Origin of the sequence: Rhizobium sp. RAF56 (assembly GCF_052113965.1) — a bacterium.
In the GTDB taxonomy this organism is placed as follows: domain Bacteria; phylum Pseudomonadota; class Alphaproteobacteria; order Rhizobiales; family Rhizobiaceae; genus Rhizobium.
In genome coordinates this window covers 41,274-57,140 of record NZ_JBFRDU010000014.1, presented here as the reverse complement: position 1 = coordinate 57,140, position 15,867 = coordinate 41,274, and the positions used below count along the sequence as shown (strand labels likewise).

14 protein-coding genes are annotated in these 15,867 nt (G+C 57.9%); 6 read left to right on the top strand and 8 right to left on the bottom strand.

Going from position 1 to position 15,867, the window contains the following annotated elements:
* Positions 1-199: 199 nt before the first annotated feature.
* The 6 genes from AB4048_RS13850 to AB4048_RS13825 all read right to left on the bottom strand — a co-directional run bounded on the left by AB4048_RS13850 (position 200) and on the right by AB4048_RS13825 (position 5,751).
* The gene (locus tag AB4048_RS13850) at positions 200-418 is read right to left on the bottom strand and encodes a hypothetical protein (RefSeq protein ID WP_442202546.1); all 219 of its coding nucleotides are present in this window, start codon (positions 416-418) and stop codon (positions 200-202) included.
* Positions 419-445: 27 nt separating this feature from the next.
* The gene (locus tag AB4048_RS13845) at positions 446-625 is read right to left on the bottom strand and encodes a hypothetical protein (protein ID WP_442202545.1); all 180 of its coding nucleotides are present in this window, start codon (positions 623-625) and stop codon (positions 446-448) included.
* Between the two features lie 280 nt (positions 626-905).
* On the bottom strand, positions 906-1,190 hold the full coding sequence (locus AB4048_RS13840; protein ID WP_442202544.1) for a hypothetical protein: 285 nt from the start codon (positions 1,188-1,190) through the stop codon (positions 906-908).
* 599 nt (positions 1,191-1,789) lie between these two features.
* Entirely contained in the window at positions 1,790-2,932 is a 1,143-nt protein-coding gene (locus AB4048_RS13835) for a hypothetical protein (RefSeq protein ID WP_442202543.1), read from the bottom strand.
* A gap of 7 nt (positions 2,933-2,939) precedes the next feature.
* Positions 2,940-3,260 carry a hypothetical protein gene (locus tag AB4048_RS13830; protein ID WP_442202542.1) on the bottom strand — a complete coding sequence of 107 codons (321 nt, stop codon included), beginning with the start codon at positions 3,258-3,260 and terminating at the stop codon, positions 2,940-2,942.
* 373 nt (positions 3,261-3,633) lie between these two features.
* A complete protein-coding gene (locus tag AB4048_RS13825) occupies positions 3,634-5,751 on the bottom strand; it encodes a carboxy terminal-processing peptidase (RefSeq protein ID WP_442202541.1) in 2,118 nt (705 codons plus the stop codon).
* A 296-nt stretch (positions 5,752-6,047) separates the two neighbouring features.
* On the opposite strand from AB4048_RS13825, the gene AB4048_RS13820 reads away from it, so the two are divergent.
* The gene (locus AB4048_RS13820; protein ID WP_442202540.1) at positions 6,048-7,313 is read left to right on the top strand and encodes an NAD(P)/FAD-dependent oxidoreductase; all 1,266 of its coding nucleotides are present in this window, start codon (positions 6,048-6,050) and stop codon (positions 7,311-7,313) included.
* Between the two features lie 391 nt (positions 7,314-7,704).
* Positions 7,705-8,160, top strand: a complete 456-nt coding sequence (locus tag AB4048_RS13815; protein ID WP_442202539.1) for a hypothetical protein — start codon at positions 7,705-7,707, stop codon at positions 8,158-8,160.
* Positions 8,161-8,464: 304 nt separating this feature from the next.
* On the opposite strand, the gene AB4048_RS13810 is transcribed toward AB4048_RS13815, so the two are convergent.
* Both AB4048_RS13810 and AB4048_RS13805 read right to left on the bottom strand, forming a co-directional pair.
* Positions 8,465-10,237 (bottom strand): adenylate/guanylate cyclase domain-containing protein, encoded by a 1,773-nt coding sequence (locus AB4048_RS13810; protein ID WP_442202538.1) that lies wholly within the window; start codon positions 10,235-10,237, stop codon positions 8,465-8,467.
* Between the two features lie 347 nt (positions 10,238-10,584).
* Positions 10,585-11,610 carry a LacI family DNA-binding transcriptional regulator gene (locus AB4048_RS13805; RefSeq protein ID WP_442202537.1) on the bottom strand — a complete coding sequence of 342 codons (1,026 nt, stop codon included), beginning with the start codon at positions 11,608-11,610 and terminating at the stop codon, positions 10,585-10,587.
* A 295-nt stretch (positions 11,611-11,905) separates the two neighbouring features.
* Between AB4048_RS13805 and AB4048_RS13800 the strand changes: the two genes are divergently transcribed.
* The 4 genes from AB4048_RS13800 (at position 11,906) to AB4048_RS13785 (ending at position 15,834) form a co-directional block, all read left to right on the top strand.
* Entirely contained in the window at positions 11,906-12,931 is a 1,026-nt protein-coding gene (locus AB4048_RS13800) for an ABC transporter substrate-binding protein (protein WP_442202630.1), read from the top strand.
* A 69-nt stretch (positions 12,932-13,000) separates the two neighbouring features.
* Positions 13,001-13,822 (top strand): ATP-binding cassette domain-containing protein, encoded by an 822-nt coding sequence (locus tag AB4048_RS13795; protein ID WP_442202536.1) that lies wholly within the window; start codon positions 13,001-13,003, stop codon positions 13,820-13,822.
* The gene (locus tag AB4048_RS13790) at positions 13,819-15,081 is read left to right on the top strand and encodes a sugar ABC transporter permease (RefSeq protein WP_442202535.1); all 1,263 of its coding nucleotides are present in this window, start codon (positions 13,819-13,821) and stop codon (positions 15,079-15,081) included. The genes AB4048_RS13795 and AB4048_RS13790 overlap by 4 nt, the downstream gene beginning before the upstream one ends.
* Positions 15,082-15,105: 24 nt before the next feature.
* Complete coding sequence (locus AB4048_RS13785) at positions 15,106-15,834, top strand: SDR family oxidoreductase (protein ID WP_442202534.1); 729 nt, start codon at positions 15,106-15,108, stop codon at positions 15,832-15,834.
* Positions 15,835-15,867 lie beyond the last annotated feature (33 nt).

The window sequence follows — 15,867 nt, the reverse complement described above, 5'->3', positions numbered from 1 at the left end:
TCTGAGCTCAGCTTTTGACGTCTGGACACTGGATAGTTGTTGGTCGGGATGGTTGCTGCTTCAATCCTACGGATGATGAGGGTTTCCGCCTGATGTGAGTGACCTTCGGCAGCTTCCATTTCGGACGTAGCGTAGTCGGCGCGCCTAAGAACGCGTCTTAGCGTGGTTCGCTGCTCCTCGGGGTTGTGGGACATCGCTTTCAGTCCTTCATTTTTGGAAGGTGCAGCGTTGCGCGTTCACGAGACAGTTCTCCATCGCGGTTCGCATGGAGTTTCTGCTGATCGAGATAGCCGTTGTCCCAAGTCCGTGCTCTCGCCGTCTGGGGTGGATGCGGGTTGGTCGACTTTTGCTGCCCGGCATCGCCACATGCCTTGGCTCCCGCTTTATAGCTTTCGATGTTTGCTGGTGCCTTCTTCATTATATATCTCCTGCCGCGCACGGCGGCCTATAAGGGGCGTCTGCCCGCGTTCATTAGAAGCTGGCGCTCTGTCGCCGTTGGGCCAAGGAGCTTCAGCAGCCGTTTTTCTTCAAATTGATCGAGCCTGAAGCGCTTAGCGAAATCACTGATGTTCCAAACTCTTGCCAATTTCGCAGGGACATATTTATGGGCATTGGTAGCGGTCATGATTTTTGATCTCCTTGTGTGGTTTCACCGTTCAGTTCGCTGCGGCACGAGATGGCTGCACAGATTCTTCGTGGAAGCGGCCGGTCATCGGCTGCCCTCCGTTAAAGTGAAAGCGATGATGAGAAGAGATAACTTCTGTTCGTTGCGGTCGGCTGCGATCGGCAATTAGAAGTTTACAATGCGCCGCCGTGACAAGGTAGCAAGAAACGAATCCGTGACCGCTCCCTAATGTAGCCAAATAGCGCTACGAAGCCTTTTGGCATCGGTCCGGTGAAGACGGTTATGCGTTGACGCTCAGCGGCTCACCGCCCTCAGCGTCCTTGTGCAGCGCCGCCTCCAGTTCATGCGGATGAACCAGCAGCAATTGCCTGGTGCCGATATCAATCCCTAACGCCGGTATTTCGAGATGCGTTCCGGTTCTTTTGTAGGCGGCGAATGAGAGCCCTTCGATCAGTTCTTCATCCACCAGGAGGCGATAGGTGCCAGGATCAAGCGGCATTACCAGAGAACTCAAAACGAAGGGGTGAGAAAAGGTGATTTCAGATTCCGTGGTGCGTTCTGTCATGGGGAAACCTCATGTTTTATTGAATTGGTCACGCTGTGCTTATTGAACGCATTGGGATCTGCACGCACCTCAGCCGCTACCAGAACGTGCCTTGGAATATGACATAGACTAAAAAAGCCATGCATATCAGCGGGGTCGATTTGATGATTAAATCCACATACCGAAACCGGCGAAGGTATCGGGATGCGTGTCCATGGCGGGGAATTCTTAGGGTGGAAGACATCGCGTCCCCGATACTTGGGGCTAGGGCGGCACTACCGCCCTGGAAGCAGCACCCGTGCAGCAGCTGCTACTTTAACAGATATGGGGATGAGAAGTACAATTACAAGGTGAGAACGAAGGCAGGCCCCGATATCGTACGAGATCCAGCTTCCGCTGTCGGCCACAATGCCGGCATCATGAACCGAAATTTCTGCCTCGTACCTTAACGCACTTTCGCGCCTCCAAAGCAGCGACCACTCTTCCATCAGAACATCCAGGCGAGCGCCAGCAACCGCGCGACGTGCTCAATTGGCTCAGCAACCTTTTCCGCCCCTGGGCCTGACATCCCCGTCAAGCCCAGGGATTCGCTTTCGCCAACCCTCCGCCATACGGCAAGACTAATGGCGTGCATCCAACAGGTCGTTGACCCGGTCGACCTGGGCGTCCGTCAGTGGGCGCCCGAAATCATCTTCCAATCGGGCAACCGCATCATCAAGCGCATCGGCGCGCGCCGCCGGATCGGAAATAGCCAGGGCAGCATCACGGCTACGTTCATACGCGGCGATCTTGCCCACGGACGAATTGGGGGCAGCATGGGCACGGGCGTTTGGCGAAGCGTGCGCGGCGTTCAATGCCCCAAGTCCATAGCCGTCGTCATTGGCGTCGTAATCGACCGTTTGCCTGACCGCATGCTCATCGTCATCCGTACGCGTCGTCATGCCGGACTTTGCATCCAACAGGTCGTTCACCCGGTCGACCTGGGCGTCCGTCAGTGCGCGCCCGAAATCATCTTCCAATCGGGCAACCGCCGCATCAAGCGCATCGGCGCGCGCCACTGGATCGGAAATAGCCAGGGCAGCATCACGGCTACGCTCATAGGCAGCGATCTTGCCCACCGACGAATTGGGGGCAGCATGCGCTCGGGCGTTTGGCGAAGCATGAGCGGCGTTCAAGGCTCCGAGTCCATAGACGTCGTCATTGGCGTAGTCGACCGTTTCCCTCACCGCATGCACATGCTTATGGTCATCCGTACCCTTCGCCATGCTGGACTTGGCATGGCTGAAATTGCTGTGGCTGGATTTGGCGTGGCTGGACTTGGGGTGGCTGGAGTTGCCGTGACTGGACTTGGCGTTGCTGGAGTTGCCGTGGCTGGAGTTACCGTGGCTGGAGCTGCCGTTACCGTGGCTGCCGGAATTGCCGTGGCCTTCGCCGCCTCCGTGCCCGTTCCCACCGCCATTGCCTCCCCCATTACCGTTGCCGCCGCCTCCGTCCTTCGCAAGCGCTGTTCCTACGAACGCGGTACCGACCTGCATCGGGGCCAAGACAATGCTTGCCCCGAAAATGCAAGCACAGGTTCCAGCAGCAAGAATGGTGCGTCGCATTATTCTCATCTCCCATTGAATCACTCTGTCCAAGCTCCGCAGCATTGCGGCGCTTGTGTGATCGGTGACCATTGCGCCAACGGTTTCGTCAAACGACACGCAACGCGCCTGCAACGCCGCCGCATCGGAGGGCTCGTCCTTGGTCGGCGACGGGATCATTACGGTCTCAATGGCGGTAACCGTTGCCATAGTAGCCGTGACGGTAAGCATAGGTTCGATGAGGCCCATAATACGTCGGCGTTACGTAGCGTCCATAATACCTGGGGCCCGTGTAGTATCCGGTTGTGGGATATCCGCCAACGTAGCCACCTTGGTAGTAGTTGCCGCCGTAGCGAGGTTGGTCGGCGATCAAGCCGCCTACTATTGCTCCTGCGCTAAAGCCGGCCAGCGCACCGTCACCGTGATGGTGATAATCGCCGGCAAGGGACGAAACTGCGCTTCCAAGCGCCACCGCCGATGCGATGGCAATTGTTCTGATCTTCGGCATTTCGCATCCTTTCATGACGCACCTGCTGCGAAGGAGATGCTTAAAGGAGGATGGTTCCGGCCGGGCCAAAGTAAATCCCTAGTAGGTAAAGATTTGGTCGCGGCGTTCGGGCCGGCAAGGCTCGACGTGACGAAAAAGCCGGCGTGATTGCCGCTCGCGACTACTCGATCAGCATGCCATGCCCGACGCAGCCCATATGCTTGGGCTCGTGCCTGGCACCTTTGCCCGAGACCATCTCGACCTTGCTTGGTTCAGGTGGCGCCGGCGAATATATTTGCGGTCGGCGCCGAAGCAGGCGATATCCCGATGATCACGCGGCCTTCGAAGCCTTTCGGCGACCATCGATGGGCACTCGACGCGATCCGTGCCCCTATTATTTTTTCTCGGTGCTCCCCGATAGTTGTGTCGCGGCCCCTGGGACGCCAGCCTGCAACGCCGCCTCATCGGCAACAATGGCGGCTGCTTCCTTCAACAAGACGTCTTTGGCATTTTTTCGAGCATTTTCAATGGCAATGTCTGCACTCAGGCTACGCTCGTTGGCTTGCAGACCATCGTCTTCACCAAGGTCCACGCCGTCGCCTATCTGATCGCTCCCCTTGAGACGATTTGCCTGGGCAGCCAACTCATTTCGACGGTCGGTCAGGTTGAGGGAGATAACCTTCTTCGCGCGCTGCGCCCTCAGCTCGGTTATCTCTTCCAAGAAACGCTGGAAATCCGGATCGTGCTTCACCCGAACATCATGGCGGCTCTGCAGTTGCGGCAGCACTGCGGTTGTCTTGCTGGAGACCGCGTATTTTGCAGGCTTGATCTGTGTCCACGGCAGAGCGTTGTCATAACTCGACTCACCAAAGCTATTGGGGTCTGAAAGACCAGGTAAGCTGATATCAGGCGTCACGCCACGAAGCTGGGTCGTACCCCCATTCACACGGAAAAACTGAGCAACGGTCAATTTCAGCTCGCCGAATTTCGGTTTGCTGTTGTGGGCCACATGGTCAAGATCAACTACCGTCTGTACAGTGCCCTTTCCAAAACTGGGTTCGCCGATAATCACACCTCGGCCGTAGTCTTGTATCGCTGCGGCAAAAATCTCGGAAGCCGAGGCCGAACCGCGATTGATCAGCACGCCTACCGGGCCTGTCCAGGCAGGCATGGGAAAATCATCGCTTTCCACCTCGACCTTACCGTCGGCATCGCGTTGCTGAAGCACCGGACCTTTGCCGACAAACAGCCCTGCCAAATCAATAGCCTCGGCCAAGGAGCCGCCGCCGTTGTTGCGCAAATCAATCAGAACGCCATCGACCTTGTCTTGCTTTAGTTCATTGAGGAGCTTGGCGACATCGCGGCTTGCACTTCTATAATCCCGATCGCCTTTTCGCCGTGCTTCGAAGTCTTCGTAGAAGGTCGGCAGAGTTATCACGCCGATCTTGCGGCTGGCGTCGCCATCCTTTGTCTCCAAGATGCTCTTCTTGGCAGCTTGTTTGTCAAGGCTGATCTTATCGCGCTTCAGGCTGATGAGGTGATGACTGCCATCTGGTCCCGCATCCGCCGGCAAGATATCCAAGCGGACGACAGAATCCTTTGCCCCTCGGATCATTTGCACGATTTCATCAAGGCGCGTGCCCACCACTTCCTTGACTGCGCCGTCCTCGCCTTGACCAACACCGACAATGCGGTCTCCGACCGCTAGCTTGCCGGACAGTTGTGCTGGGCCACCCGGCACGAGCTCGCGAACAGTCGTGTAGTCATCACGCTCTTGCAAGACAGCACCGATACCAAACAGTGAAAGCTTCATGGAGATATCGAATTCAGCCGAAGCGGTCGCGCCAAAGTAGTCCGTGTGCGGATCAAGCGACGTTGTATAGGCATCCATGAACGACTGGAAAACGTCGTCGCTCTTGTACTTGTAAGCGCGCTCTAAGGAGTTCTCATAGCGTTTGTCGAGCGTATCACGAATCGCCGCGTCAGTTTTGTGCGCCAGTTTCAACCGCAGCCAATCGGCTTTGACGCGTTTACGCCAAAGCTCATCTCGTTCGGCTACTGATTGCGGCCAAGGATCCTTTTCGCGCAGTGGAGAATAGCTTTCCTGCACACTGAAATCCAAGTCCTGCTTAAGCAAGTTGCGCGCATAATTCATGCGGTCGACAACTCGTTGCTCGTACACATTGAAAATCGAAAACGGGATCTGCAGGTCTTCCCGGTTGATCGCGTCGTCAATCTTGGCGCTGTCAGCCATGAACTTATCAATATCCGCCTGCAGGAAAAGCATTCGGTCCGGATCTAGAGACTTGATGAAGCGGTTCATCACCTTGGCGGACAAGGCATCGTCAAGCGGAACGGATCTATAGCCAAAGCGCGTGAGAAACTGCGCGCTCAAACGAGCGGCTTGCGCCTGCTGTTGCAGCGGCGCCAAAACTGGCGGTGACTCGAGTTGAGCATAGGCCGGCGATGCAATTGCCAGGAATATGCCGAGGAGACGGTATCGTTTGCGCATGCAGCGTAGATCCAATTCACAATGCCAAGTCTTGATGTGCGATGTTGGCGGCACAATTATCGTCTTTTGGCGAAGATGTCAGGTTAACTCTGAGTCAGGTTCGTTCACCTAGAGGGCAGCCGGCAATCTGTTCGCCGACCGGCACTCCAGTCATCAGGTCGTGCCGGATGTCTCCATAGGGCCTGGGACGGCTTGTGCTGGGAGCCGCTGGATACAGCGCAATTTTTCTGGCACTTGAGGGGCGTATTCGTTCACTGGTTCTTCCTCGGGAATATTGAATCGAGTCACGGAGAAAAATGTCGGATCACCGTATCGTTGTCGTCGGGGCCGGTTTTGCCGGACTGCAGCTCGCCAAGAGTCTTAGGGCTCCCGCCACGCAAATCACCATCATCGACCGCAGAAACCATCACTTGTTTCAGCCGTTGCTTTATCAAGTTGCAACGACCGTTCTGGCGACTTCCGAGATTGCATGGCCAATCCGCTCGCTCTTTCGGGATAGACCGGATGTCTCGACGATACTGGGTGAGGTAGTCGGCGTGGACGTCCACGAGAGGTGTGTTCGCCTTCAGGATGGCAAGAGCATTTCGTATGACACCTTGGTTCTCGCCACCGGTGCGCGACATGCCTATTTCGGTCGGGACGAGTGGGAGCCATTCGCACCCGGTCTAAAGACCCTTGAAGATGCAACAACAATTCGTCGGCGAGTTCTGATCGCTTTCGAACGCGCGGAACTGGAGACAGATCCAGATTTGCGAAAGGCGTATCTGACTTTCAGCATCATCGGGGCGGGACCCACGGGCGTGGAACTGGCGGGTATCATTGCTCAGCTTTCACATCACACGTTATTCAAAGAGTTTAGGTCGATAGACACACGAGAGGCAAGAATTCTCCTCATCGAAGCAGGCCCGCGAATACTGCCAGTTTTCCCGCCCGAGCTTTCCGAGTACGCGACGCGGACGCTGACGAAGATGGGGGTGACGGTTCTCACTGGAAATCCGGTGACATCAATAACAGATGCTGATGTGACGGTGGGCCAAACCTGCATTCCGAGCAAAACAGCAATCTGGGCTGCCGGGGTTCAGGCTTCGAAAGTAGCGGAATGGATCGGAACGCCTGCAGATCGCGCCGGTCGCGCCATCGTTGAACCAGACCTCAGCGTTCCTGGCCATCCTGAGATTTTCGTTGTCGGCGATACGGCGTCAGTGAAAGCCAAAAATGGCAGTATGGTGCCGGGTATCGCGCCTGCGGCTAAGCAGCAAGGACAATACGTCGCCTCGGTTATCAGAGCGCGTTTGACAGGCAAGAGAGCCCCAGGTCCTTTCAACTATAGGCACTTGGGAAATCTCGCGACGATCGGACCGAGCGCAGCCGTTATTGACTTCGGTCGGATTCGATTAACGGGATGGATCGCGTGGTGGATATGGGGTCTCGCACACGTCTACTTCCTGATTGGATCGCGAAGCCGATTCGCCGTTGCCTTGAGCTGGCTCTATGTTTTTCTCACCGGACATCACTCAGCCCGCCTGATTACGCAGAAAGAAACGTTGAAGGACGAAACCTGAGCGCGAGCGACATTATTTCTTCCATCGCTATGGATGCCATCGCAACGGTCGGCTGCGATAGCCGACTTCGCAACCTCTTTTTCGGTTGACGTATTTGGACGGTGAGGTCGCCCAGCAGAAGCGACTGCCTTCTCTCCATTGCGTCTTGAGCGAGCCCCGGGTGGATTATCTCTCAGTTGGAAATTTGCCCTGCGAGTGCCCGGATTAACCCGAGACCGGAAAAGGGCAAACGCAACCCACTCCGATCAAGAGATCGAGTTCAGGACGACTGCACCGAAAATGTTTCTTGCCATCAAACGATCATACAACCGATGGATATGCGAAACGCAAGTTGACCCGATAAGGCCGTGCAATGACAAGATTCCTTTACCTGACGTTTTCGATATACCTGATGGCTTCGAACGCATGGGGTGCTGTCGCGTTGATGGGCAGTAATCGCCGGGACTGGACAGTTGGTCAGTACACCGATGAGGTCACTCGGAAAATCCAGTGTCTGATGCGCTGGGACTCCGGCGGAAGGACATTTACTTACTCAATATTCAAGAGTGGCGCGGTCATGAGCTTCAAGAGGAGCACGTGGAGCCTTAGCGAAGCTATGGCCGAAACCTCTATTAGTTTCAACGGACAATCTGTACCGGCCAAGCGGCTGGATGACCACACTTTGGGGATAGGATGGGATGAGCCCAGCCAGCTTCCGACACTGAAATTCAACGCGTTTATCCAGTCGGGCCAGGAGATGATTGTCGGGTTTGAAATTGATGAGAGACCTTGGATCATTTCCTTTCCAGCCTCGGAGTCGATTACCGAAGGTTGGTTGAAGTGCTTGGCCAATCTCGACGAAAACTAGCGTAGCATGTCCGAATGGACGGCTGATCAAGTAACTCGGCTGGGACGGGCACCTGCCGCACAGCTCCTCCCGGCGGCGGCGTGTGGTCCCAGTTTTTCGGCTTGATTGATCACCCAAACTCTGACGCGCCGCTTAGGACTCCTTCGCAATGGTAAGGTGACCACTTTGACATCCCCGAACAAAAAAATGGCACGTAAAAGGAAACGGGGATGCGGCTGACGACCCAACGGAATAGGGTCAGGCTCAATGGAGGCGCGAACCGGTTTCAACCCAAACGCCCGTCTGTAGTCGCCTGATCTGGTAGCTACACGAGGCCAGCCTTGCGAAGCCCGTCGACCACGCGCTCGAAATCGGAAGGGTTCTTGTAAGGCAGCACTTTGCGGCGGTATTCCAGAGAATAATCAGGATTGATCCGAAACACTTCCTGCCACTCCACCTGTGCTTCGTCGAAGCGGCCTAAGTGGCCGTAGCTCGCAGCCAGAAGCACGCGTGAGACGTCGGTGTCTGGGTTACGAACAAGTCGCCGCTTGAGGGAAACGACCGCATCCTCGTAGCGCTCCAACTGGAACATCGCTAGTGCCTGGAAATGCAGCCACAAGTCGGGATAATACGGGTTCAGGGCCATTGCCCGATCGAAACAGTCAAGCGCTTCCGCGGACCTTCCCGAATAGTGCAGGGTACTGCCGAGGCTTTCGTGCCCCTCCGCGAGATTTGGAGCAAGCGAGATGGAGCGCTCGGCCTCGCGGATGGCCATGTCGTGCCGTCGCAAATGCAGATTGACGATGCCCAGCGCCCAATGCGCGTAAGGATTTCGATCATCGAGCGCCACTGCGAGTGTCGCAAACTTTTCCGCTTGATGCATTGATGTCGACGGGGATGCGCTCCATCGGTTTATGTAGTCCAGCCCGTGCGCGATAGCGAGGATCGCGTGGGCGGAAGCGAATTTTGGGTCCAGTTCGATGGCGCGTTGCAAGAGTTCCCGGCCTTGGGTGTTTTGCTCTCTCGTGAATCGCCACAGCTGTTCTCGGCCGCGCAGAAAGCAGTCATATGCTTCCAAATTGTCGGTATGCTCGGTCGCGATCCGCCGCTGATCACCCTCCGTCAGGTTAAGCGCGAGCGCATCGACAATGTGCTGCGTCACGTCGTCCTGCACGGCAAAGATGTCGGTGAGGTCGCGATCGAAACGCTCCGCCCACAGATGTCCTCCCGTGGTCGCGTCGATCAACTGCGCGGTGATGCGTACCCTGTTGCCGGACTTGCGGACGCTGCCTTCCAGCACATAGCGCACGCCAAGGCTCCGGCCCACTTCTTGAACATTCACGTTCTTGCCCTTGAAAGTGAAGGATGAATTGCGGGCAATCACGAACAACTGCGGCAGCTTTGAGAGAGCCGTGATGGTATCCTCGGAGATCCCGTCGGCGAAATACTCCTGCTCGACATCGCCACTCATGTTGGAGAAGGGGAGCACGGCGATCGATAGCTTCGGGGGCGGCGCTGTCGAAGCCAGAGCGGGCTGAAGTCCTGAGGTCGCCGCTGCCGTTTCTTGAGCCGCGGTGCCGACCCGCAGCGAATAGACCCGGATCGGCTCGGCGATGTTCTTGAGCTGGGTGTTGCCGAGATCGCTGACAGAAAGGTCGAGCCGCGCTTTGACCTGGCGATAAGCGTCTTCGGAGAGGCAGATAGCGCCAGGTGCCGCGACGCCCTCCAGGCGCGATGCGATGTTGACGCCGTCGCCCATGAGGTCGCCGTCGCTTTCCTCTACTACGTCGCCCAAATGGATGCCGATCCGGAACTCGATGCGTCGGTCCTGCGGCACGCCGGCATTGCGCTCGATCATACCGTTCTGCACCTCCATGGCGCAGCGCACGGCGTCCACCACACTGCGGAACTCGACCAGCGCTCCATCCCCGGTGCGCTTGATCACGCGTCCGTTATGCACGGCAATGGTCGGATCGATCAGGTCGCTGCGCAGTGCCCGCAACCTCGCCAGAATACGATCTTCATCCGCGCCAGCGAGCCGGCTGTACCCGACCACGTCGGCGGCCAGGATGGCGGCTAGCTTGCGTCGCTCGCTCATAGGACCATCTCCCCGGCTTCATGATAGCAGGAAGACACGGAGAAAGAGGAAACTTTCGATTTTGCTCGCAGCGACCTGGTTGAGATCGATGCTGGCTATTGTTTGCCGTCGACAAAGCCAGACATGCATACCTGAGCAATGACTACTCCATGACGCTCGGACATTCGACACTAACGCGCCGAAAGCCCACTCGGGTCAAAGCTGCGCGTTCTACGAGGTTGAGCGAGCGGATGTCAGCGAACACACCGAAACAGAAACGCAGGGGTTCATTGCCGTGGCGGTCCCTGCGACATAAAGATCACAGACGCTCCTCACGTGATCGGACCCGTCTATCGTCATCTTGCACCCTAACTCGTCTCGGTCTCGGGAATAAGGGGCGGCACCTGGATGAGCACCGGCTTGCTTGATCCCGATTCGATGATCTCGAAGACTGTTTTCAGCATACCCGGAACATCTTGGCGCACCATTTCAATGCTGTTGCCAAGCAGTGAGACGAATGGATCCCAGTCGAAGCAGCCCAGCACGAGATTGCGATCGTCGAGGTGACCGGAGCGCCGGATCCACCGCATCACGCCTTCCAGCGATATCGTTGAATTGACGAACATTCCCTTGGCCAGGGTTTTGCTGCGAACGGCAAGCTCGTCCAATGCCTTTTCCGCTTTCTCGGGCGCGTAGCCGCAGGCGAGGATATGGTCTTCGACGACTGTAACCCCCAGTTCCGCATGGGCTTGTCGGAAGCCGCGTATGCGCTCGGACGTATTGTGGTCGCTGCCCCGGCCGCCGACGAATAGAAGCGGCTCCTTTTTCCCCAGTCTCTGCTCGCAGTTGAACAGGATCCGGCGGGTCAATTCCCGCGCGCCCGCGAAATTGTCGGAGATGACCGATGGTGCGAGCGCGCCCGGCAGGTCGAGATTAAAGCTGCGCACGCCGGCTGCCGCGCAGATTTCGGTAATCCGGTCGGGATCGGTCGCTCCTGTCGCGATGAGGCATTCGACCTGGTAGGAGAGCATCGTGCGGGCGGCCTCGACCTCGAGTTGGGGGTCGCGGCGAGTGCAGGTGATGATCGGAAACAGACCTCTCGCGCGGGCCATTTCCTCGAAGAGTTCGACAATCGAGCCGAAATAACGGTTGTCGTACTTCGGAACGATCATGCCAATGATGTGCGATTTCTCGCGCCTCAACAGGCTCGCCTGCATGTTAAGGGCGTAGCCCTGTTCTTCCGCAATCCGCGTGATCTTCTCGGCGAGCTGGCTGCTGATCCGGCGTTTCTTCCAGTTGCCGTTGAGCACGGCGCTGACGGCGCTCGCGGATGTGCCGGCCAACTCCGCAAGATCGTAGATCGTTGTCCTCTTAGTCTGCCTTAGGCGGCTCACAGGAATCCATCTCCATTTTGACGGTAACTTGACATCAATGGAGAGTAGTGGCAATTCTTGCTTCATCGATTGAGCATAGATGCGCAATCGATGATATAAGTTGGCTTCGAGCCGACGCAGGGAGGTTGTTTCTAAGAAGCTACGGGGAGGAGTGCCCTTTTGCAGGAGGCGTTTTGTGCGTCGTTTTCGGCGGGAAACGTCAACGAGCGAGGTCGACCGTGGTGACTTCCGGCAATGGCTGGACCTGTCTTTCGATCACACCAAGGAGGAGAAAATGAATTATCGCAACGTGCTCATGGCCTCGGCGACACTCGTCATGGGGTTTTCTGGCATGGCTTCGGCTCAGGAGGCCGCCACCGTCGCTTTCCTGATGCCCGACCAGGCATCAACCCGCTATGAGCAACACGACTTCCCAGGCTTCAAGGCCGAGATGGCAAAACTTTGCCCGAAGTGCACGGTGATCTACCAGAACGCCAACGCCGACGCCTCGCTGCAGCAGCAGCAGTTCAATTCGGTGATTGCACAGGGCGCGAAGGTTATCGTTCTCGATCCCGTCGATTCCGCTGCGGCGGCCGGCCTGGTCGAGATCGCACAGTCGCAGGGTGTAAAGGTCATTGCCTATGACCGTCCAATCCCGGACAAGCCGGCCGACTATTACGTTTCCTTCGACAACGAAGGCATCGGCTATGCCATTGCCAAGTCGCTGGTCGAGCATCTGAAGGCCTCGGGCGTCCCCGATGGCGCAGGGGTTCTGGAAATCAACGGTTCGCCGACCGATGCTGCCGCTGGCCTCATCCGCGACGGCGTTCATCGTGGCCTCAAGGAATCGGCTTACACGACGCTCGCCGAATATGACACGCCGGAATGGGCTCCGCCGAAGGCGCAGGAATGGGCGGCCGGCCAAATCACCCGCTTCGGCAATGATATCAAGGGCGTCGTTGCCGCCAATGACGGCACTGCCGGCGGTGCGATCGCTGCCTTCAAGGCGGCCGGTGTGAAGCCGGTTCCGACAGTGACGGGCAATGATGCCACCATCGCGGCTCTTCAACTCATCATCTCGGGCGATCAGTACAACACGATTTCGAAGCCCTCTGAAATCGTTGCCGCGGCCGCTGCCAACGTGGCAGTGCAGATGATCAAGGGTGAAACGCCCGCGGCTAAGACGACGCTTTACAAGACGCCGTCCGAATTGTTCATCCCTGCAGTCGTTACGGCCGAAAACATCAAGGCCGAGATTTTCGACAAGAAGATCCAGACGCCCGACCAGATTTGCACCGGCGAATACGCCGAGGGCTGCAAGAAACTCGGCATCACCAACTAAAATCGCACTTGTGTCATCCGGCCGCGCTCGTCGCGGCCGGATGAACCCGCGACAAGAAGGGCTGCAGCCATGACTAGGGACGTCATAGATATGCCGGCGAAAGGACAAACGATCCTCCGGCTGAGCAATGTTTCCAAAAATTTCGGAGCCGTTTCGGCGCTGACCGATATTGAGCTTGAGGTTAAGGCCGGGGAAGTGGTGGCCTTGGTCGGCGACAACGGCGCCGGGAAGTCAACGCTTATCAAGATCCTTGCGGGTGTGCATCACGCATCCTCGGGCACGATTGAATTCTGCGGTCACAACGTCACGCTCGATAGTCCGAGAGCGGCCCTGGAACTCGGCATCGCGACCGTGTTCCAGGATCTCGCGCTTTGCGAAAACCTCGACGTCGTCGCAAACCTCTTCCTCGGCCACGAACTCTCGCCGTGGGGCCTCGACGAAGTGGCGATGGAGGTGCGCGCTTGGACGCTGCTTCGCGAGCTTGCAGCGCGCATCCCATCCGTGCGCGAGCCGATCGCGTCACTTTCGGGTGGCCAGCGCCAGACCGTCGCAATTGCCCGTTCACTCATACTCGACCCCAAGATCATCATGCTTGACGAGCCGACCGCGGCGCTTGGAGTCGCGCAGACGGCCGAAGTCCTCAACTTGATTGAGCGCGTGCGCGAACGCGGTCTCGGGGTGATCATCATCAGCCATAACATGGAGGATGTCCGGGCCGTGGCGGACCGCATCGTTGTGCTGAGACTCGGCCGCAACAGCGGCGTCTTCACCCCTGACGCCTCCAACCACGACCTGATCGCCGCGATCACCGGCGCGACTGAAAACGCCGTCTCCCGGCGGATCGAGCGCAAGACCGGCGTGGCAAGCGAAACCAGCGGGAGACCGGCATGACCCAGAAGATACCCGGCCCCCTGAGCAAACCGGCCGCCGCACTCGACCGCAGTGATGAACGCGTCCGGAATGACGACAATATCCTCGGCATGGTCAGGGCTTTCTTCGATCGTGTGCGGTCCGGCGACCTTGGTATGCTGCCCGTCGCCGTCGGTCTGATCGTTATCTCGACCGTATTTTCGCTTCTCAACCCCATCTTCCTCGCCCCGAACAACCTCGTAAACCTCCTGTTCGATTGCGCCACGGTAGGCGTTATTTCGCTCGGCATCGTGTGCGTGCTGCTACTCGGCGAGATCGACCTTTCTGTCGGCTCCATGAGTGGCCTATCCTCCGCTATCCTCGGCGTGCTCTGGGTCAACATGGGCTGGCCGGCAGCCGTCGCGATATTGGCGGCGATCGTCGCCGGCCTGATCGTGGGCATTCTCTATGCCCTTCTCTTCAACCGGCTCGGTATGCCGAGCTTCGTTTCCACGCTAGCCGGCCTGCTCGCCCTGCTCGGAATGCAGCTCTACATTCTGGGGCCGACGGGCAGCATCAACCTGCCGTTCGCGTCACCGCTTGTCCGTTTTGGCCAGATCCTCGTCATGCCTGGATGGCTGTCCTACCTGCTGGCGCTGCTGCCGGGTATCGCGATTGTCGTGAACGGCATGAGAAACCGGCGCCACCGCCAGACCGTGAACCTCTCATCGCAGCCGCTCGGCGCGCTTGCCGTCAAGGCGGTCGTCCTGACCGCGGCGCTTGAATTCGCCGCCTACTACCTCAATCTAGGCCGCGGCGTACCGTGGATGTTCGGCCTTTTCGTCGCCCTTGCAGTTGTTTTGAATTATGCGCTGACACGCACCCAATGGGGACGTTCCATGTTCGCTGTCGGTGGCAATAGAGAGGCAGCCCGAAGGGCCGGTATCAACGTGCGCCGTATCTATCTCAGCGCCTTCGTGCTCTGCTCGACGCTGGCGACGATTGGCGGCATTCTGTCTGCCTCGCGGCTTGCCTCGTCCAGCCAACAGGCAGGCACTGGCGATGTGAACCTCAACGCAATAGCGGCTGCGGTCATCGGCGGTACGAGCCTCTTCGGCGGACGCGGCAGCGCCTATTCCGCGGTGTTGGGCATCATCGTCATCCAGGCGATTTCCAACGGATTGACCCTTCTCAATCTGAGTTCGTCCCTGCGCTACATGATCACCGGCGCGGTTCTGGCAATCGCTGTCATCGTCGACTCGCTGGCCCGCCGCTCGCGTGTCAGCCACGGACGTGCCTAATGGGATTCCTATGGAGTATTCATCATGACTGACCTCATGAAAGGCAAGGTTGCCGCCATCACCGGCGCCGCATCGGGCATCGGGCTTGAGTGCGCCCGCACCCTCCATGCCGAAGGCGCGATGGTAGTGCTCGTCGACCGAGCCAGGGACAAGCTCGAGTCTCTCTGCAAGGCGATGGGCGAGAGGGCGTTGCCCATGGTGGTCGATCTTCTCGACCCGAAAGACGTCTCAAGCATGCTGCCGCGCATTCTGGAGGCCGCGGGCGGACTCGATATCTTCCATGCCAACGCCGGCGCTTATATCGGTGGACCGGTCGCCGAAGGCGATCCGGACGTCTGGGACCGCGTGCTCAATCTCAACATCAACGCGGCGTTTCGATGCGTCCATGCGGTGCTGCCGCATATGATCGCACAGAAGTCTGGCGACATCCTGTTTACAAGTTCGATCGCGGGTGTCGTGCCAGTGGTCTGGGAGCCGATTTACACGGCCTCGAAATTCGCCGTTCAAGCCTTCGTCCACTCGACGCGGCGGCAAGTCGCGCAATACGGCGTTCGCGTCGGCGCGGTGCTGCCGGGCCCGGTGGTGACGGCGCTGCTTGACGATTGGCCGAAAGCCAAGATGGAAGAGGCGCTTGCGAACGGCAGCCTGATGCAGCCCAAGGAAGTGGCCGATGCCGTCCTCTTCATGCTCACACGACCGCGCAATGTGACGGTCCGCGATTTGGTGATCCTGCCGAACAGCGTGGATCTCTAAGCTTTGACGTTTTCCGTTTTGGAATGCAGCAGC